We start from the raw sequence: 18774 nt of genomic DNA, 5'->3' as shown, positions 1-18774 counted from the left end.
CCCCCGCCGGCGCGTCGGCGAATTCGACGACGGCGAGGCCTTCGGCGAGTTTCAGCGCGGTCTCAAAGCTCTCGGCGAGGCGCTGGCCGATGTCGGCGCGCACCACGATACGATCGACCACGACGTCGATGTCGTGCGGGAATTTCTTGTCGAGAACAGGCGCTTCCGCAAGCTCGTGGAAGGTGCCGTCGATCTTGACGCGCTGAAAGCCCTTCTTGAGCCATTCGGCGAGCTCCTTGCGGTACTCGCCCTTGCGACCGCGCACGACGGGCGCGAGCAGATAGAGGCGGGTGCCCTCGGGCAGCGCCAGCACGCGGTCGACCATCTGCGAGACGGTCTGGCTTTCGATCGGCAGGCCCGTGGCCGGCGAATAGGGCACGCCGACGCGGGCCCAGAGCAGGCGCATGTAGTCGTAGATCTCGGTGACGGTGCCGACGGTGGAGCGCGGGTTCTTCGACGTCGTCTTCTGCTCGATCGAGATCGCCGGCGACAGGCCGTCGATCTGGTCGACGTCAGGCTTCTGCATCATCTCGAGGAACTGGCGCGCATAGGCCGACAGCGATTCGACGTATCGGCGCTGGCCCTCGGCGTAGATGGTGTCGAAGGCGAGCGAGGATTTGCCGGAGCCGGAGAGGCCGGTGAACACCACCAGCTTGTCGCGGGGAATCTCGACGTCGATGTTCTTGAGGTTGTGCTCGCGCGCGCCACGGATCGTAATTGCGCGCAGGCTGGAGCCCGCGTTCTGTTGTTGGCGCTTCGCCTTGATCACTTCATCCATCCGAGTTGCCCTCAAGGAATCCCATGGGTGCGCGACCGCGCCAATAAAAAAGGCGCGCTCGCCCGGAACCGGGATCGGCGCCGATGGGGTTGTCAGCGAACGTAGGAAGAACGGAGACGGATTTCCAGTGGGACTTGCGAATCGTCAACGGAATGTTGGCGCGCTGGCGGCATCTGGCAGCAGTTGCTGTGCGGAACTGCGCGGGAAGCTGCCGCGAAAACAAAAAGGCCGGCGCAAGGCCGGCCTTTCGTGACGATGGGACGTCGGTAGCGATCAGGACTTCAGATCAATACCGGGCGACCACGGGGCCGCCGAAAGTGTAGTTGAGGCGGACGGTGCCCATGTCGACGTCCTGCTTGATCCGATCGATACGGTCGTTGACGCCGAGGATCGTGAACGAGTTGTTGCGCTTGCCCATGAACAGATGGTCGTATTCGATCGCCACGGACCAGTTCGGTGCGAAGCCGAATTCGATGCCGGTGCCGACCGCGCCACCCCAGCGCGTCTCGCTTGCGCTGTCGAGGACCACGCCGCCCAGCAGGCCGTTATATTTGGCGTGCGTGACGGCCGCGCCACCCTTCACGTACCAGAGCACGTTGTTCCAGGCATAGCCGACCTGGCCGGTGAACAGGCCAAGCGCGTCGATCTTGGTCTGGTTGACCAGCGGCCCAAGCACCACGCTCGTATTCGAGCCCTTCAGGTTGGCCCAGTCGCCTTGGGCTTCAAGGCCGAACACCCAGTTGGCCGACTGCCAGCGATAACCGACCTGTCCGCCGACGACGCCGCCGGTCGCATTGTGACAGCCTTCAGCCGTGTCCGGACCCGCAACACCGAAGATGTTGTTGACGTCCCAGCAATTGCGGCTCGAGGCGCCGCCGCCGTTGATACCGATGTAGAAACCGCTCCAATTGTATATCGCGATCGGCGCGACTGGAGCCTTGGTGTAGGGGCGGGCCGCCAAATCGGCCGCCGAGGCCGGTGCCAACGCGCTGAGTGCGAACAAACCGGCCGAAGCCAGCAAAAGCTTCTTCATATCCATTCCCCAGTTCCGTTTCTCTTTCTGACCTTCCGGAAAGCGGAAGAGCCAGCGGACCTATGACCCGACTAATGTCACTGCTTTACACCATTAAAGCCAAAGGTTGTGTCACCCGGGCGCCACATCTCTCCGAAAACGCGAGCGAGCCGGTTGGCGCGCGAAAAAACAAAAAGGCCGGCGCGAGGCCGGCCTTTCGTGACGATGTGACGTCGGTAGTGATCAGTGCTTCGCAGATCAGTACTTGGCAACCACCGGGGCGCCGAAGTGGTAGTTCACGCCGACCTGCACGGTGTGGAAGTTGAGCGTGCCGGTGGTGATCGGAGCGCCGAGACCGGAGAAGTAGGTCTCGCCACCGAGGCTGCGATAGAGGTACTCGCCCTTGACCGACCACTGCGGAGCGAAGAACGCCTCGACGCCGGCGCCGACGGTCCAGCCCGAGTGGAACTTGCTGTCGGAGACAGTCACGCCGAGCGCGCTGACGCTGACCTTGTTGTCGATCCAGGCGTAACCACCGGTGCCGTAGAACAGCACGTTGTTGACGGCCCAGCCGATGCGGCCGCGGACGGTGCCGAGCGCGTCGGTCTTGGACGACACGGTGAGGCCGAGAGCGGTCGCCGAGGCGCTGACGTCAGCCCAGGAGCCATCGGCCTCGATGCCGAACACGACGTTGCCGGTCTGCCAGTTGTAGCCGGCGGTGCCACCGACGAAGCCACCCTTCATCTTCGGGTCGCCGGAAGCGCTTTCCCAGGCGCCGCCACCGACGATACCGAGGTAGAAGCCGGTCCAGTTGTAGACGGCCGCCGCCGGAGCGATCGGAGCCTTGGTGTAGGGGCGGGCTGCGAGGTCGGCCGCCGAGGCGGGCGCAGCGAGAGCGAACAAACAGGCCGAAGCCAACAAAACCTTCTTCATTTTCAACTAATCCCAGTCCCAGTTTCTGTTGTTGCCTTCCTGACCGGAAGGGCAGCGGACTCAACGGCCCAACTGACGCCGTGCTTACACCACCAAAGCCGCAAGTTGTGTCTCCGAAAAGCCACAGCGGTCGAAAAGGTGATGGTTACTGACTTATTGCCTCCCGTTCATGTCGCGCCAAACGAAAAAGGCCGGCGCGAGGCCGGCCTTAGACGTCAATGATATCAGATGGATATCAGTAGCGCGCGGCGACCGGCGCACCCCAGTTGAAGTGATAGTTCACACCTGCCTTGACCGTGTGAACGGTATCGGTCCACTCGGAGCGGTTGGTCACGACGGGGCTGTACTGAATCGTGCTCTTGCCGAAATCGATGTAGTTGTATTCGACCTTGGCCGACCAGTTCGGAGCGAACATGTATTCCGCGCCGGCGCCGACGGTCCAACCCCAGCGGGTGTTGTTCTGGATAAAGACGTTTCCGGGGATGCCATCGTAGCGATGCTGAATGTCGCCGACCGCAGCGCCGCCGCTGACGAACAAGAGAGCGGGGCCGGTCGAGTAGCCGAGACGGCCCTTGATGTCGCCGAAGCCGCGGATTCTCGTGAAATAGGTGTCGCCGAGGCCGGCATTGATCTCGGCCGAACGACCGTTGATGTCAGCCCAGTGATAGTCGCCCTCGATGCCGAACACCCAGTTGGCAGCCTGCCAGTTGTAGCCGACTACGCCACCGACAAAGCCGCCGGTGGTGTCGTAGTTCTGACTTCCAGCAAAGATCGCCGTATTCGGACCGCCAAAGAAGGTTTCGTCGCTGCGGCCCCAGGCACCACCGCCCTGCACACCAATGTAGAAACCGGTCCAGGTATAGATCGGAGCGGGGGGCGCGATCGGCGCCTTTGTATAGGGACGGGCTGCAAGGTCGGCAGCACCGGCCGGAGCCGAGAGGGTCAGCGCAACCGCGCCGGCAAAGCCAATCAAAATCTTCTTCACTGTAATCTCCCCAGTCGTGTCCGCCTCTCTGAGTTCCCCAAGGCGGACTATCAGGCGCGAGGCCCATTGCATCAATTCCAAGCACGACGATAGCTCGATTCCGCGGCAGAGTCCGTGCCCGGAGTGCAACAGTTGGGTGTAATCGACCTACTTCTAACTTAATGAATGTTAAGTGATTTTGCCGTTCACGGGAACCCCGATTTGGTTCCATCCCAATTGCCATCACAGCGCCATTTAGACGCCATCCAGTCTCCACATTTGGCGGCGATTTCTGCAGGAACAAATCTGGAACAGACCGCCGGTCGGTGCTATATGTGGGGATAACCTTGGGGGTGACGGGCTGAGCAGCCCCTGCAAGCGTATAGGGTCGCCCTAACAGGGCGCAGAGGAACGCGGGCAGTGCGCTCGGCCTTAGGAAATTCAGTGGCATTCGGAGTGGAGAGCGGCGATGGCGGGAAGCGTCAACAAGGTCATTCTGGTTGGAAATCTCGGCAAGGATCCTGAAATCCGCCGCACCCAGGACGGGCGGCCGATCGCGAATCTGAGCATCGCGACCTCCGAGACCTGGCGCGACAAGAACAGCGGCGAGCGCAAGGAAAAGACCGAGTGGCATCGGGTCGTGATTTTCAATGAAGGGCTCTGCAAGGTCGCCGAGCAGTACCTGAAGAAGGGCGCGAAGGTTTACATCGAGGGCGCGCTGCAGACCCGCAAATGGACCGACCAGAGCGGCGTCGAGAAATACTCGACGGAGGTCGTGCTCCAGGGCTTCAACTCGACGCTCACGATGCTCGACGGCCGTGGCGGCGGCGGCGGAGGCGGCAGCTTCGGCGACGAGCCGGGCGGCGATTTCGGCTCCTCCGGACCCGTCAGCAGCGCACCGCGCCGTCCCGTGGCCGCCGGCGGCGGTGGCCGCAACAGCGACATGGACGACGACATCCCGTTCTGAGCAGGGACCGGACGATGAGGGGGCGCAGGCCGGCTGAGCGGCGCCTTCCCATTTCGTGTCAGCAAACCTTACTAATCGGCAGAAAGGGCTCGGGATTTCCGGGCCCGCTTCATGTTTGGGTTGAACTCGGATTGCGCCAGCGCAATCGCGTCGACGGCGCGCGCCGGCCGCGCGATTGACGAGGTCCCGGAGGTGATTTCGGAAGGCCTGTTCCGGGTCTCTCCGAGACGCTCTCCGTAAGGCCGTAAGTTGTTGGAAAAATAAGCGGAAAAAGCGCTTCCCTGAAGCCTGCGAGGGTGGTTATCAGGGTCTCGATGCGCTATATGATTCCCAGCTAAAACCTCACCGGATTTCCCCTTGGCTGACGACGACGACAAGCCCGGCGACCAGCCGGCGCAACCCTCGGATATTCGCCCCGTCTCCATCTTCGAGGAGATGAAGAAGTCCTATCTCGACTACGCCATGAGCGTGATCGTGGCGCGGGCGCTGCCTGATGCCCGGGACGGTCTGAAGCCGGTGCACCGCCGCATCCTGTTCTCGATGAACGAGCAGGGGCACACGCCCGACAAGAAGTACGTCAAATCCGCCCGCGTGGTCGGTGACGTCATCGGTAAGTATCACCCGCACGGCGACCAGTCGATCTACGACGCCATGGTCCGCATGGCGCAGGACTTCTCGATGCGGGTGCCGCTGATCGACGGCCAGGGCAATTTCGGCTCGGTCGACGGCGATCCCCCGGCTGCCTATCGTTACACCGAAGCGCGCCTGACCAAGGCCGCGCTGGCTTTGCTGGCCGACATCGACAAGGACACCGTCGACTTCCAGCCGAACTACGACAACAACGAGACCGAACCGTCGGTCTTGCCGGCCAAGTTCCCGAACCTTCTCGTCAACGGCGCCGGCGGCATCGCGGTCGGCATGGCCACCAATATCCCGCCGCACAATCTCGGCGAGGTCATCGACGCCTGCGTCGCGCTGATCGACAACCCCGCGCTCACCATCGACGAGCTCATCAACATCGTGCCGGGACCGGATTTCCCGACCGGCGGCGTCATTCTCGGACGCGCGGGCATCCGTGCGGCCTATCACCTCGGCCGCGGCTCGGTCGTCATGCGCGGCAAGGTCGCGATCGAGACCATCCGCAAGGAGCGCGAGGCGATCATCATCACCGAGATCCCCTACCAGGTGAACAAGGCGACGATGGTCGAGCGCATCGCCGAGCTGGTCAAGGAAAAGAAGATCGAGGGCATCGGTGACCTCCGCGATGAATCGGACCGCGACGGTTACCGCGTCGTCATCGAATTGAAACGCGACGCCGTGCCGGATGTGGTGCTGAACCAGCTGTACCGTTTCACGCCGCTGCAAACCAGCTTCGGCGTCAACATGGTGGCGCTCGACAGCGGCCGTCCTCGGATCATGCATCTGAAGGACCTGCTCGCGATCTTCGTCGACTTCCGTGAGCGGGTCGTCACGCGTCGCACCAAGTACCTGCTCGCCAAGGCGCGCGATCGCGCCCATATTTTGGTTGGTCTCGCGATCGCGGTGGCCAATATCGACGAGATGATCCGCGTGATCCGGACCTCGCCGGACCCGACCACCGCGCGCGACACCCTGATGTCGCGCGACTGGCCGGCCCGGGATGTCGAGGACATGCTGACCCTGATCGACGATCCCCGTCACCGCATCAGCGCGGACGGCACGATCCGGCTGTCGATGGAGCAGGCCAGGGCCATTCTCGATCTGCGCCTTCAGCGCCTCACCGCACTCGGCCGCGACGAAATCCGCGACGAGCTCGACAAGCTCGCCGGCGAGATCGCCGATTATCTCGACATCCTGCGCTCGCGCGAGCGCGTGCTGGGCATCATCAAGACCGAGCTTGCCGAGGTGAAGGCCGAGTTCGCCACACCGCGGCGCACCGTCATCATCGAGCAGGAAGGCGAGGTCGAGGACGAGGACCTGATCCAGCGCGAGGACATGGTCGTCACCGTGTCCCACGCCGGCTACGTCAAGCGCGTGCCGCTGTCGGCCTACCGGGCGCAGCGCCGCGGTGGCAAGGGCCGCGCCGGCATGCAGACCCGCGACGAGGATTTTGTCTCGCGCCTGTTCGTGGCTTCCACGCACACGCCGGTGCTGTTCTTCTCCTCGCGCGGCCAGGTCTACAAGGAAAAAGTCTGGCGTCTGCCGATGGCCGCGCCGAACGCGCGCGGCAAGGCGCTGATCAACATCCTGCCGCTGGAGCAGGGTGAGCGCATCACCACCATCATGCCGCTGCCGGAGGACGAATCCACCTGGGGCAACCTCGACGTGATGTTCGCCACCACGGGCGGCAATGTCCGGCGCAACAAGCTGTCGGACTTCGTCGACGTCCGCCGCTCCGGCATCATCGCCATGAAGCTCGACGAGAGTGAAGCGATCGTCGACGTGCAGATCTGCACCGAGCGCGACGACGTGCTGCTGACCGGCGCTGGCGGCCAGTGCATCCGCTTCCCCGTCACCGACGTGCGCGTGTTCACCGGGCGCACTTCAATGGGCGTGCGGGGCATCGCGCTCGGCGAGGGCGACAAGGTGATCTCGCTGGCGATCCTGCGCCATGTCGAGACCACCTCGGACGAGCGTTCGGCCTACCTGAAGATGCGCCGCGCCGTCGCCGGCGAAGCTGCGGCCGAAGACGCCGCCGTGGACGCCGAGGCCGAGGAGACCTCCGGCAGCTTCCAGCTCGCGCAGGAACGTTACGCCGAGATGTCGGCGCAGGAGCAGGTCGTGCTGACCGTCTCCGTCAACGGCTATGGCAAGCGGACATTGTCCTACGAGTACCGCACCACCGGCCGCGGCGGCAAAGGCATCGTCGCCATGAGCGTCAACAACCGCAACGGCAATCTGGTCGCGTCCTTCCCGGTGGAGGATGCCGATCAGATCATGCTGGTCACCGACAAGGGCCAGCTGATCCGCTGCCCGGTCGAAGGCATCCGCATCGCCGGCCGCTCGACGCAAGGCGTGATCGTGTTCGACACCGCCGAGGACGAGCACGTGGTGTCGGTCGAACACATCACGGAAGAAGCGGAGAGCGGGAACGGAGCGAACGGGGAGTCGAGCGGGGAGTGATAAGTCACTCCCTGCGGCCCGGATGGAGCGAAAGCGAAATCCGGGGCTCTCACGCCTGGCGAAAATCCCGGATTGCGGTTTGCTCCATCCGGACTACGAAGCTCGCTAAATCTCCAGCTCCGTGCCGAACTCCACCACCTGCTTGGTCGGCACGCCGAAGAACGCCGCCGAGCGTTCGGCGTTGCGCTGGAGGAAGGCGAACACGCCTTCGCGCCAGACCCACATGCCCGGAATGTCCTCGCTGGGAATGATGGTCTCGCGGCCGACATAATAGGTGATGTCGGAGAGGTCGATGCCGGGCAGCTTGCTCTGGCGGCAGACGAGATTCAAGCCTTCATAGATCGTCGGGTTCTGCATGAAGCCGTAATGCAGGATCACGCGGGTGATGCCGGGAATGATCTCGATCACCTCGCCGCGTTCTTCGTCCGCGATGTGCGGCAGCTCCTCGATCAGCACGGTGACCAGCAGCACGCGTTCGTGCAGCACGCGGTTGTGCCTGACGAACTGGGTGAGCGCGAGCGGCACGCCGCGCGGTGCGGAGGCCAGGAACACGGCGGTGCCGGGCAGCCTTGCGCTGCACTTGTTCACGGCGGTCTCGATCAGATCTTCCTCGGGCTGCCGCAGCCGGCCCCTCGCGGCCTCGACCAGCTTCACGCCGGCGCGCCAGGTCAGCATCAGGAAGGCGACGAGGCCGGCGAGCAGCAGCGGAAACCAGCCGCCCTCGAACAGCTTGATCGAGTTGGCCGAGAAGAAGATCACGTCGATGACGAAGAAGGCGCCATTCACGGCCACCACCAGCCAGGGCGAATAGCCCCACTGGATCGCGACCAGCGCGGCGAGCAGCGTCGTGATCGCCATCAGCAGCGACACCGCGATGCCGTAGGCGCCGGCAAGCGCGTCCGACGTGCCGAAGCTCAGGACCGCCCCGAGCGTTGCAGCCGCAAGCAGCCAGTTCACCAGGGGCACGTAGATCTGGCCGATCGCGTCGCTCGTGGTGTGACGGATCAGCATGCGCGGCAGGAAGCCGAGCTGGATCGACTGCTGGGTCAGCGAGAACACGCCGGAGATGATCGCCTGCGAGGCGATCACGGTCGCGACCGTCGAGAATGCGACCAGCAGATAGTGCAGGGCGTCGGGGCAGAGCTGGAAGAAGGGGTTCTCGATCATCGCGGGATCGGTGATCAAGAGCGCGGCCTGGCCGAAATAGTTCAGCACCAGCGCGGGCAGGCAGATGGCGAACCAGGCGAGGCGGATCGGCAGGCGGCCGAAATGTCCCATGTCGGCATACATGGCCTCGCCGCCGGTCACCGCGAGAAAGGCCGCGCCGAGAATTCCGAACGAGATGTGGAAATCCTGGTGGATCAGGAAGTCGAAGGCGTAGAGCGGGCTGAGCGCCACCAGCACCGCCGGCGCCTTGACGATGCCGTGGATGCCGAGCGCCGCGAGCACGACGAACCAGGCCAGCATCACCGGCCCGAAGATGCGGCCGATGAAGCCGGTGCCCTGCTTCTGCATCATGAACAGGCCGATCAGGATGGCGACGGTCACGGGCACCACGGCCGGCGCAAGCGAGGGGGCGTCGACCTTGAGGCCCTCGATGGCCGAGAGCACCGAGATGGCCGGCGTGATCGCGCCGTCGCCATAGAGCAGCGCCGCGCCGACGAGCCCGACCACCAGGAGGTGGGCGCGCCATGTGCCCGGCTGGGCGTGGCGGGCATGGAGCAGCGCCAGCAGCGCGACGATGCCGCCTTCGCCGCGATTGTCCGCGCGAAGGATCAGCAGCGCATATTTCAGCGAGATGATCAGCAGCAGGGCCCAGAGGATCAGCGAGGCAATCCCCAGGACAGCATCGTGACTGAGTGTGCCGCCATGGGCAGCCGCCTTGGCGGCTTCCTTCAGGGCATAGAGCGGGCTGGTACCGATATCGCCATAGACCACCCCGAGGGCGCCCATGGTCATGGCAAGCGGTAGCGGATCAGGATGGTGGCCGGAAGCGACAGCGGGCGTACTGGACAATGGCAACCCCCCGATGGGATCGCGCCCGACGGGCCATTCCGGCGGGCGCGAGCAAACCAGTCTGCGACGAGACGTCGCAAAACTCCATCGGGATTATGTGACGTGAAGCTGACAGGCCAGCCTACGGGGTGCGGTTGGCGGTCACGAGGCGAGCCTCGCGGACATTCGCCTTGGTGCCGGCCTTGCGCAGGCAGGAGGCCTCGAAATTCGGCCAGGCCTGCTGCGAGCAGTCCTTGCCGATGGCGCGGATATCGAGCCGGTCGCTCTTGGCCAGCGGCTGCGGCACGCTGGCCTCGACGCTCGGGGCAAAGCCGGGCAGGAGGGTAAGGGCGGCGGCGACACACGCAGACAGAGCGATCGCTGAAAGAGCCTTGATCATTTGACAGTCCCCTGTGATGCGGCCGCCTACGCCCAGTGTGCGGCCCGTCATTCGTTGGCCGGATTAGTAACCATGGCCAGTTTCCGGACGTCTTCGCCGGCACGGGAAATGGTTTCGTGTCCGCGCCGCTTTGTTTCGTGGTCGCTCTCAGGACGAAACAAACCGGCCATCGCCGACACGGCCGGCGGGATATTTCGCCGGAAACGGCTGGGGAACCGGCCCGGCTTGCCGGGCCGGGCCGGGCGCGGTAGGAGGGTGCCATGCCGCGCATTGCCTTCTATCCCGGTTCCTTCGACCCCATCACCAACGGCCATCTGGACGTGGTCCGGCACAGCGTTTCCCTGTGCGACCGGCTCGTGGTCGCGATCGGGGTCCATCCCGGCAAGAAGCCGCTGTTCTCGACCGAGGAGCGGCTGCAGATGCTCCATGACGTCTGCGGGCCGCTGGCCGCCAAGGCTGGTTGCGTGCTCGAAGCTGTGACGTTTGATGATTTGTCGGTCACGGCGGCGCGCAAGCACGGTGCGACGATCATGATTCGGGGCCTGCGTGACGGCAGCGATCTCGACTACGAGATGCAGCTCGCCGGCATGAACGAAGCGATGGCGCCGGAGGTGCACACGGTCTTCCTGCCGGCCTCTCCCATGGTTCGCCCGATCACCGCCACTTTGGTGCGGCAGATCGCCGGCATGGGCGGGGACGTCTCGGCCTTCGTCCCGCCGCAGGTCGTGGCCCAGCTCAAGGCAAAATTCGCCGCATAACGGCGCGCTTCCTTTTTCTCTCTGATCCGGAGTTGTCATGATCCGAATTCTCGCAGTTCTTGCCGCGCTTCTGTTCGCGGTGCCGGCGGTGGCGCAGCAATTGCCGGCCAACCTCGACAAGGCCAACGCCATCGTCATCGACACCACCAAGGGCCGCATCGTCATCAAGCTGCGCACCGATATCGCGCCCCAGCATGCCGAGCGCATCAAGCAGCTCGCGCGCGAGGGCTATTACAACAACGTGCCGTTCCATCGCGTCATGGACGGCTTCATGGCGCAGACCGGCGACGGCCAGAACTTCAACGGCACCGGCGGCTCGAAATATCCGAACCTGAAGCAGGAATTCTCCAAGGTGCATTTCGCCCGCGGCATCGTCGGCATGGCCCGGCGCGGCGACAGCGTCGACAGCGCCAACTCGCAGTTCTTCATCATGTTCGCCGACGGCGGCAGCCTCGATAACCAGTACACCGTGATCGGCGAGGTCGTGCAGGGCATGGACGTCGTCGACAAGCTGAAGAAGGCTCCTCCCGGCTCGGCCGGCGGCGCCGTGACCGATCCCGACAAGATGGTGAAGGTGCAGGTCGCCTCCGACATCAAATAGGAGACGGCGATGGCGCGCTGTGGCGACAAGCTCCTGCTGGTTGCTGTGGTGCTGTTGCTCGGCGTGTCCAGTGCTGCCGCCGAGGATAGGCAGGTCAATACCATCCAGGATATCTTCAGGCATCTGCGCACCTGCTGGAAGCCGCCGCCGGCCGCCAAAGCCCGCCCACTCGACATCACCGTCGTCGTGAGCTTTAACCGATCCGGCGACATTCTGGGCCATCCGAGGATCTCCTATGAATCCGCGGAGGCCTCCGACAATGACCGGCTGCAATACCGGATCGCGGTGATGGAGGCGTTGCAACGCTGCACGCCGATGCCATTTACCGAGGCAATGGCCGGCGCCGCGGCGGGACGTCCATTCGCGATCCAGTTCCGCAGCCGCAAAACGCCTGACAAGACTTCACCTCCAACTCAAGAGAGACGAGCATGAGCGCCACCGAAAACACCCTGATCCTCGAGACCACGCAGGGGCCGGTCACCATCGAGATGCGGCCCGACCTCGCGCCCGGCCATGTCGCGCGCATCAAGGAACTGGTCCGGGAGGGCTTCTACGACGGCATCGTGTTCCACCGCGTGATCGACGGCTTCATGGCGCAGACCGGCTGCCCGCAGGGCACCGGCACCGGCGGCTCGGGCAAGAAGCTGAAGGCCGAGTTCAACAAGGAGCCGCATGTGCGCGGCACCACCTCGATGGCGCGCGCCGCGAGCCCGGATTCCGGCGATAGCCAGTTCTTCATCTGCTTCGACGACGCCCGCTTCCTCGACAACCAGTACACGGTGTGGGGCAAGGTCACCGAAGGCATGGAGAACGTCGACAAGATCAAGCGCGGCGAGCCGGTGCAGAACCCCGACAAGATCGTCAAGGCGCGGATGGCCGCGGACGCTGAGTAAGCGTCGCCCCTCATCCTGAGGAGCGCGGAACGCGCGTCTCGAAGGATGAAGGCCACCCTGCTGCAGTTCGGCCTTCATGGTTCGAGACGGCGCTACGCGCCTCCTCACCATGAGGGTCTGGCTCCGTCGCGCCCGGCACCCACATGCGCACCGATCTGTTCGATTTCGACCTGCCCGCCGAGCGCATCGCGTTGCGCCCGGCGAGCCCGCGCGACTCCGCGAAGATGCTGGTCGTGGAGAGCGGCGCGCTGCGCGACCAGACCATCGGCGACCTCGCACAATGGCTGAAGCCGGGCGACCAGCTCGTCGTCAACGACACCAAGGTGATCGCGGCGCAATTGAAGGGCCGCCGCATCGGCCGCGAGACCGAGCCGAAGATCGAGGCGACCCTGATCAAGCGGCTCGACGGCTCGCACTGGCAGGCGCTGGTGAAGCCCGCGAAGAAGCTCACAGCTGGCGACCGCATCCGCTTCGGCAATGAAGGCAAGGTCTGCCTGCTCGGCCATCTCGATGCCGAGGTCGAGGCCAAGGGCCTCGAGGGCGAGGTGACGCTGTCGTTCTCGTTCCACGGCCCGACGCTGGATCAGGCCATCGCCGACCTCGGCAGCCCACCGCTGCCGCCCTACATCGCCTCCAAGCGCACGCCCGACGATCAGGACCTCGCCGACTACCAGACCATGTTCGCCGTGAACGAAGGCGCGGTCGCCGCGCCGACCGCTGGATTGCATTTCACCCCGGCGCTGGAGCAGGCGCTGCGCGCGCGTGGCGTCGGCATCAACCAGGTCACGCTGCATGTCGGGGCAGGTACGTTCCTGCCGGTGAAGGTAGAGGACACCGAAGGCCACAAGATGCATGCCGAGTGGGGCACGATCTCGGCCGAGACGGCGGAACGGCTCAACAGCGCGCGGAAAAATGGTGGCCGCATCATCGCCGCCGGCACCACGTCATTGCGCTTGCTCGAGAGCGCGGCGAGCGAAGACGGCACCATCCAGCCCTTCGCGGCCGAGACCTCGATCTTCATCACGCCCGGCTATCGCTTCCGCGCGGTCGATATTTTGATGACGAATTTCCATTTGCCGAAGTCGACGCTGTTCATGCTGGTGTCGGCGTTTTCGGGGCTGGAGACGATGAAGGCGGCGTATGCTCATGCGATTGCGAGCGGGTACCGGTTTTATTCGTATGGCGATGCGTGCTTGCTCTTCAGGTCGCGCGGCTAAGCGCCGGCGCTGTAGGGTGGCAAAGCGAAGCGTGCCCACGTCTTTCTTGAATAGGGAAGAGTGGTGGGCACGGCGCTTGCGCGCCTTTGCCCACCCTACGATACCTGTTCCTACGGCGCCGGTTACGCCATCACCCGCTGCGGCAACAGCTCCGCGATCTGAACCGCATTCAACGCTGCGCCCTTGAGCAACTGATCCGCCGCCACGAACATCGAGATCGAATGCCCGGAGGGATCGCTGAGATCCTTGCGGATGCGGCCGACCAGGACGTCGTCCTGGCCCGAGGCATCGATCGGCATCGGGAAGTAGTTCTTGGCGCGATCGTCGACGACCTTCACGCCGGGCGCCCGGGCCATGATGGCGCGGACCTGGTCCTCGGTGATCTCCTTCTCGCATTCGAAGGTGATGGCCTCGCAATGGGCGCGGAGCACCGGCACGCGCACGCAGGTGACGCCAATCGCGATGGTCTCGTCCTCGAAGATCTTGCGGGTCTCCTTGATGACCTTGGTCTCTTCGTCGTTGTAGCCGGTGTCAGGGTCGACGGCGGTGTTGTGGTTGAAGAGATTGAAGGCGTAGGGGTGCGGCATCACCTTCGGCGTATAGACCTGCCCGTTGAGATTGGCGCGGGTGGATTCGACCAGTTCTTCCATCGCGGCGGCGCCGGCGCCGGAAGCGGCCTGGTAGGTCGAGATGATCACGCGCTTGATGCGGTTCTTCTGGTGGATCGGCCACAGCGGCACCAGTGCGGTAATCGCCGCGCAGTTCGGGTTGGCAATGATGCCCTTGTGGTCGCGGATGCGGTTCGCGTTGATCTCGGGGATCACCAGCGGCACGTTCTGGTCCATGCGGAAGGCGGAGGAATTGTCGACCACGACCGCGCCGGACTTCACCGCGATCGGCGCATACTTCTTGGAGATGCTGCCGCCGGCGGAGAACAGGGCGATATCGACGCCTTCGAAGGAGCGCTCGGTGAGCTCCTCGATCACGACCGGCTGGCCGCGGAACGACACCGTCTTGCCGGCCGAGCGGGCACTGGCCAGCGCCTTGAGCTTGCCGACGCGAAAGCCGCGCTTGTCCATGGTGGCGATGAATTCGGCGCCCACCGCACCGGTGACGCCGACAATCGCGACGACGGGATCGTTACTCACTTTGTCCTCCATTGAATTTGCGAATGAGACAACAAAAAAGCCCCGGACCAACGAGGGCGGGGCTTGCCGTAGAGCTGATGCGTTTTAGTCGACGACTACGCGCGCACGCCTCCCCGGGCCCCTGAGGCCGTGGTGGTTTTGGTCGTGCGTTTGGTGGTCGTGAACATGGTGGCGACTTATGCGGGAGAGTTTTGCGCCCGTCAATGGCTTTTCACCCCGGTCGATGCCCGGGGCCGGACTCCCGCTATTTCGCCCTGGCGCCCGGCGGCTCGAGGGTGACCTCCTTGAGGTCGTCGCCGCTGACGACGACGATCGAAAAGTTCAGCCGGCCACGTTCGCGCACCAGCCCGCCGCTGATCGCCTTGCCCGAGGCGGCGCGTTCGGCGACGCGCACGGCATCGGCGAGGCGGTGCCTGATCGCACCGAGCGCTGCGAGGTTGTCGCGATCCTCGTGGTCGAGCTCAGTGAGGGGGAGGGCGGCTTCGCCGCCGACGAGCTCGCCGGTCGTGGCATTGATGGTGTGGCGCCAGATCCGGTCGTTGTGCAGGGTCTTCACCCGATACACCGGCACGCGGGCGGCCCCGTCGAAACTCACATCCGCCGTGGTGGCGCCGGCGTGCCGGGCTTCGGCGATCGACATGGCCTGGCTGATCGAGATCGACGAGCTGCGGAAACGCTCGATCTCACGGCTGACGGCTTGGCGGTCGGCCTCGGCATCACCATCTGTGTCGCTGTGAAGGGCGGTCGGCGTACCCGCGGTCACGATCGCCCGCGCAGGCGCGACGATGAGCAGCGCAGGCAAGGCGATCACAAGCAATCGCGAGGTCCATCGTTTGGCTGTCGTCATGCTCGAAACCCTCGGCCAGCGAGTGTGCCGGATGATCGTAAAGAATTCGCGGCCGGCCTTGGGCATCGGCCGGCCGCGGAGCGCCGCACCGGGCTGTACCCGGCACGGCGATCTCAGCGGTACGGGCCACTTTTGGGGCTGGGGAAAAAAGCGGTCCGTATCGCTTATAACTAAACCATACCGTATCGTTTTATTTTGGTCAACGGCGCGGGCGGTTTCCCATGGGGAAAGCGCGCAATCTCACGGAATTGTCAGCGCGGGGGGCGTCGCCGCGACGAGGCTTTGGTGGTGCTTTGGACGCGGTCGGCAGGTCCTAGCGCCCCGGCGAGGAACAGCTTGATGGCGGTGCGCATCCGCTTTTCGGCGGCCTTCAATTCGAGCGCAGTCCCGAACGTCGCCATGCGGTGGGTGTGACCGACGACCACGTCGAGAAACACCTCGGCGGCAATTGTGGTGTCCTCGATGTCGAGCGCGCCTTGCGCCACCAGACGGTCGAAGAAACGTGCCGTGGTGGCGACGGCTTTCATCCAGCCTTCCTCCTTGCCGAGCTTGGCAACGTCGGGGAAGTTGATGGCCTGTGACGTCATCATGCGGCTGAAGGCGACAGCGTCGGGTCCGCAGGTGAATGTCAGCATCTCGCGCCCGATCTCGACCAGCCGCTGCTCGACCGAGATGTCGGAGGCGCTGGAGAGCTGCGTCTCGGCGGCGGCCGACAATGGGGCAAGCCAGCGCGCGATCTCGCGTCTCAGCACGGCGGCAAACAGGCCGCGCTTGTCGCCGTAGCGGGAATAGACGGTGGGCTTGCTGACCCGGGCCGCTTCCGCGACCGCGTCCAGCGAGGTGGCGTCGAAGCCGCGGTCCAGGAACAGGCGGGTGGCGACCTCGATCAGCCGCAGGTCGCGCTCGATGGCGGCGGTTTTCGTCGGCCGGCCGCCGCGGGATTTCGGCACTTCGCGCCGCGGCCCTGCCGGTCTCGTCCTGGTCGCAGTCAATCCCATGCCCAGTGATTCCTGCGCGTTTCTGACAGTCGTCATTCGCTCTATATCGCGCAGGAGCGGAGGCGTCATCGCGAATCTGGCCGGATTGGCCGCATCGTCAACGGTTTCGGCAGGGCCTCGTTCCGTCTCACGGCACTGTCGAGCTCCAGGCCTGACCGGCAGCGGCCTTGTCATAACCGTATTGATAGAGCGCCCGCATATAGCCGGTGTCGAACCCTTCCGACGGCGGCGCCGGATACTCGCGCGCGATGTAGGAGAGGTGGAAGCCGAGGCGGTTGCGCTTGGCGAAATCATAGGTCGAGAAGATGATCGAGCGCGTCTGCGACTGGGTGATCGCCGACAGGCTGCGCGAGGCGACATCGATGGTGCCATTGGAGACCAGCTCGAAATTGCGTTCGATCTTCTTGTTGACGAGGATGTAGATGTCCATCTTCGCGTTGCCGGGCAGACGGTTGCCCTGGAAAAGCAGGGCTTCCGGCAGCGTCAGCACCGGCGCGGTCACGCCGCCGTCGACATGCATCTCCTGAAACTTGCGGCCCTGGCCCTCGGCGTCGATCATGATCGGCGGAAATACCAGGGGAATGCTGGCGGAGGCCGCCATCACGTCGCGAAACAGTTTGAGCGCCTCGGGTGTGCCGACCGCGGCGATCTTGCCCATGTCCCAGATCGCGGTGCGCTGGGTGTCGAGATCGGTCGTCACCACCAGAAGCTTCCGGCCCTTGGCATTCTCGCGCGCGACTTGCGCCATGATCTCCGGCCCGACATAGCGGGCGACGAGTTCGCGCAGCCTGGTGTTGCCGAACAGGCCGGATCCGAACAGCACGCGCATGATGCTGGGATCGTTCAACAGGGTCTCGGCGATGCCGCTGGTATAGACCTCCTTCAGCGTGTCGTCGTATTGCGAGCCCAGAAACGCAAACGGCGCGATCAGGCCGCCCGTGCTCACGCCCGAGACGACGGAGAAGGTGGGGCGGGTTCTGGCCGCGGTCCAGCCGTTGAGCACGCCGACGCCGTAGGCGCCGTCGGCGCCGCCGCCGGAGAGCGCCAGATAGGACTTCGTCGCGGTGCTGGTGTCCTTCTCGAAGCTGAATTTCGTGATGGGCTCGTCGGCGTAGCGCCTGAGGCCGTCGATCTCCAGCACGCGCGAGGTGCTGGCTTCTGCGGCCGTATAAGGCGTGCGGGGCAGCGAGGTACAGGCGCCGAGCACCAGGCTGCACGCCAGGAGCAGAAATCCGGCCAGGCGGCCGCCTGTCTGCCTGATCCAGTCATGCGGGCGGCCGGCGACATCAGTCGAACAGGAAGCGAAGGGCATTGTCGGTGGCTGGCGATCACGCATTTACCGCCGCCGGCAGATTTGCCGCGGCATTCTCGTCCAGCCCCCAGGATAAAACTACACTGTATCGTTTTGTTTAACAAGGGCGGTGGCGCTAAAATCCACCGTGTCCCAGTCTGAAGCACCCGCCGGCTGCCGCGTGGCGGGTTGATCGGCCTTCTCCGACACGCAATAAGCACCGCCATGAATCCCGACAACGATCTTCCCAATCACTTTGAATTGCTCGGCACTGATGGCGCCGCGCGGACCGGGCGCCTGACCACGCCTCACGGCGTGGTGCGCACGCCCGCCTTCATGCCGGTCGGCACCGCCGGCGCCATGAAGGGCATGCACTGGCGCGAGGTGCGCGATGCCGGCGCCGACATCGTGCTTGGCAACACCTATCACCTGATGCTGCGTCCGAGCGCCGAGCGGATCGCCGGCCTCGGCGGCCTGCAGCGGTTCACCGGCTGGAACGGGCCGATGCTGACGGATTCCGGCGGTTTCCAGGTGATGTCGCTGTCGGACTTGCGAAAGGTCACCGAGAACGCCGTCACCTTCCGCTCGCATATCGACGGTGCCAAGGTCGAGCTGTCGCCGGAGCGCTCGATCGAGGTGCAGCGCTTGCTCGGCTCCGATATCGCCATGCAGATGGACGAATGCGTGCGGCTGCCGGCCGAGCGCGCCGACATCGAGCGCGCGATGCAATTGTCGCTGCGCTGGGCCGAGCGAAGCAAGCGCGCCTTCGAGAGCGCCCCCGACGGCTATATGCTGTTCGGCATCGTGCAGGGCGGCGACATCCCGCAGCTTCGCCACGAGAGCGCGCGAGGTCTCGTCGCGACCGGTTTC

17 protein-coding genes and 1 pseudogene are annotated in these 18774 nt (G+C 64.6%); 8 read left to right on the top strand and 10 right to left on the bottom strand.

Annotated elements, in window-relative coordinates; all coding sequences use genetic code 11:
• The 4 genes and pseudogenes from IC66_RS0122635 to IC66_RS0122620 form a co-directional block, all read right to left on the bottom strand.
• Positions 1 to 778 (bottom strand): annotated as a pseudogene (locus IC66_RS0122635) (excinuclease ABC subunit UvrA); the annotation flags it as partial.
• A 286-nt stretch (positions 779 to 1064) separates the two neighbouring features.
• A complete protein-coding gene (locus tag IC66_RS0122630) occupies positions 1065 to 1811 on the bottom strand; it encodes an outer membrane protein (RefSeq protein ID WP_038949134.1) in 747 nt (248 codons plus the stop codon).
• 237 nt (positions 1812 to 2048) lie between these two features.
• Complete coding sequence (locus IC66_RS0122625; protein WP_028144505.1) at positions 2049 to 2723, bottom strand: outer membrane protein; 675 nt, start codon at positions 2721 to 2723, stop codon at positions 2049 to 2051.
• 235 nt (positions 2724 to 2958) lie between these two features.
• On the bottom strand, positions 2959 to 3708 hold the full coding sequence (locus IC66_RS0122620; protein ID WP_038949133.1) for an outer membrane protein: 750 nt from the start codon (positions 3706 to 3708) through the stop codon (positions 2959 to 2961).
• Positions 3709 to 4156: 448 nt separating this feature from the next.
• Between IC66_RS0122620 and IC66_RS0122615 the strand changes: the two genes are divergently transcribed.
• Positions 4157 to 4654 (top strand): single-stranded DNA-binding protein, encoded by a 498-nt coding sequence (locus tag IC66_RS0122615; protein ID WP_018317913.1) that lies wholly within the window; start codon positions 4157 to 4159, stop codon positions 4652 to 4654.
• A gap of 357 nt (positions 4655 to 5011) precedes the next feature.
• Complete coding sequence (gene gyrA, locus IC66_RS0122605; protein WP_038949132.1) at positions 5012 to 7756, top strand: DNA gyrase subunit A; 2745 nt, start codon at positions 5012 to 5014, stop codon at positions 7754 to 7756.
• Between the two features lie 105 nt (positions 7757 to 7861).
• On the opposite strand, the gene IC66_RS0122600 is transcribed toward gyrA, so the two are convergent.
• Both IC66_RS0122600 and IC66_RS0122595 read right to left on the bottom strand, forming a co-directional pair.
• The gene (locus IC66_RS0122600; protein ID WP_028144509.1) at positions 7862 to 9715 is read right to left on the bottom strand and encodes a potassium transporter Kup; all 1854 of its coding nucleotides are present in this window, start codon (positions 9713 to 9715) and stop codon (positions 7862 to 7864) included.
• Positions 9716 to 9893: 178 nt separating this feature from the next.
• On the bottom strand, positions 9894 to 10151 hold the full coding sequence (locus tag IC66_RS0122595) for a hypothetical protein (RefSeq protein WP_018317917.1): 258 nt from the start codon (positions 10149 to 10151) through the stop codon (positions 9894 to 9896).
• 260 nt (positions 10152 to 10411) lie between these two features.
• Here IC66_RS0122595 and coaD point away from each other — a divergent pair, with 260 nt between their 5' ends.
• From coaD to queA, 5 genes are all read left to right on the top strand, one after another.
• Positions 10412 to 10909 carry a pantetheine-phosphate adenylyltransferase gene (gene coaD / locus IC66_RS0122590; protein WP_028144510.1) on the top strand — a complete coding sequence of 166 codons (498 nt, stop codon included), beginning with the start codon at positions 10412 to 10414 and terminating at the stop codon, positions 10907 to 10909.
• A 37-nt stretch (positions 10910 to 10946) separates the two neighbouring features.
• A complete protein-coding gene (locus IC66_RS0122585; protein ID WP_028144511.1) occupies positions 10947 to 11510 on the top strand; it encodes a peptidylprolyl isomerase in 564 nt (187 codons plus the stop codon).
• A gap of 9 nt (positions 11511 to 11519) precedes the next feature.
• The gene (locus tag IC66_RS0122580; RefSeq protein ID WP_028144512.1) at positions 11520 to 11942 is read left to right on the top strand and encodes a hypothetical protein; all 423 of its coding nucleotides are present in this window, start codon (positions 11520 to 11522) and stop codon (positions 11940 to 11942) included.
• Positions 11939 to 12403 carry a peptidylprolyl isomerase gene (locus tag IC66_RS0122575; protein WP_028144513.1) on the top strand — a complete coding sequence of 155 codons (465 nt, stop codon included), beginning with the start codon at positions 11939 to 11941 and terminating at the stop codon, positions 12401 to 12403. Before IC66_RS0122580 ends, IC66_RS0122575 begins: the two co-directional genes overlap by 4 nt.
• Before the next feature lie 143 nt (positions 12404 to 12546).
• Positions 12547 to 13620: a tRNA preQ1(34) S-adenosylmethionine ribosyltransferase-isomerase QueA gene (gene queA, locus IC66_RS0122570; RefSeq protein ID WP_038949131.1), complete on the top strand. Its 1074-nt coding sequence runs from the start codon at positions 12547 to 12549 to the stop codon at positions 13618 to 13620.
• A gap of 122 nt (positions 13621 to 13742) precedes the next feature.
• Here the strand turns inward: queA and IC66_RS0122565 are convergent, their stop codons facing one another.
• From IC66_RS0122565 to IC66_RS0122550, 4 genes are all read right to left on the bottom strand, one after another.
• Positions 13743 to 14780, bottom strand: coding sequence for an aspartate-semialdehyde dehydrogenase (locus IC66_RS0122565; RefSeq protein ID WP_038949130.1), 1038 nt, complete (start codon positions 14778 to 14780; stop codon positions 13743 to 13745).
• A gap of 232 nt (positions 14781 to 15012) precedes the next feature.
• Complete coding sequence (locus IC66_RS0122560) at positions 15013 to 15615, bottom strand: PepSY domain-containing protein (protein ID WP_028144516.1); 603 nt, start codon at positions 15613 to 15615, stop codon at positions 15013 to 15015.
• Between the two features lie 251 nt (positions 15616 to 15866).
• The gene (locus IC66_RS0122555; RefSeq protein WP_028144517.1) at positions 15867 to 16613 is read right to left on the bottom strand and encodes a TetR/AcrR family transcriptional regulator; all 747 of its coding nucleotides are present in this window, start codon (positions 16611 to 16613) and stop codon (positions 15867 to 15869) included.
• 127 nt (positions 16614 to 16740) lie between these two features.
• On the bottom strand, positions 16741 to 17949 hold the full coding sequence (locus IC66_RS0122550) for a patatin-like phospholipase family protein (protein ID WP_038949129.1): 1209 nt from the start codon (positions 17947 to 17949) through the stop codon (positions 16741 to 16743).
• Between the two features lie 180 nt (positions 17950 to 18129).
• On the opposite strand from IC66_RS0122550, the gene IC66_RS0122545 reads away from it, so the two are divergent.
• Positions 18130 to 18774 (top strand): tRNA guanosine(34) transglycosylase Tgt (locus tag IC66_RS0122545; protein ID WP_038949136.1); only part of this gene is annotated, 645 nt, incomplete at its 3' end.

Source organism: Bradyrhizobium genomosp. III (assembly GCF_000261705.1).
GTDB classification, from domain to species: Bacteria; Pseudomonadota; Alphaproteobacteria; order Rhizobiales; family Xanthobacteraceae; genus Bradyrhizobium; species Bradyrhizobium ottawaense.
This window is presented reverse-complemented; position numbering and strand designations above follow the sequence as displayed.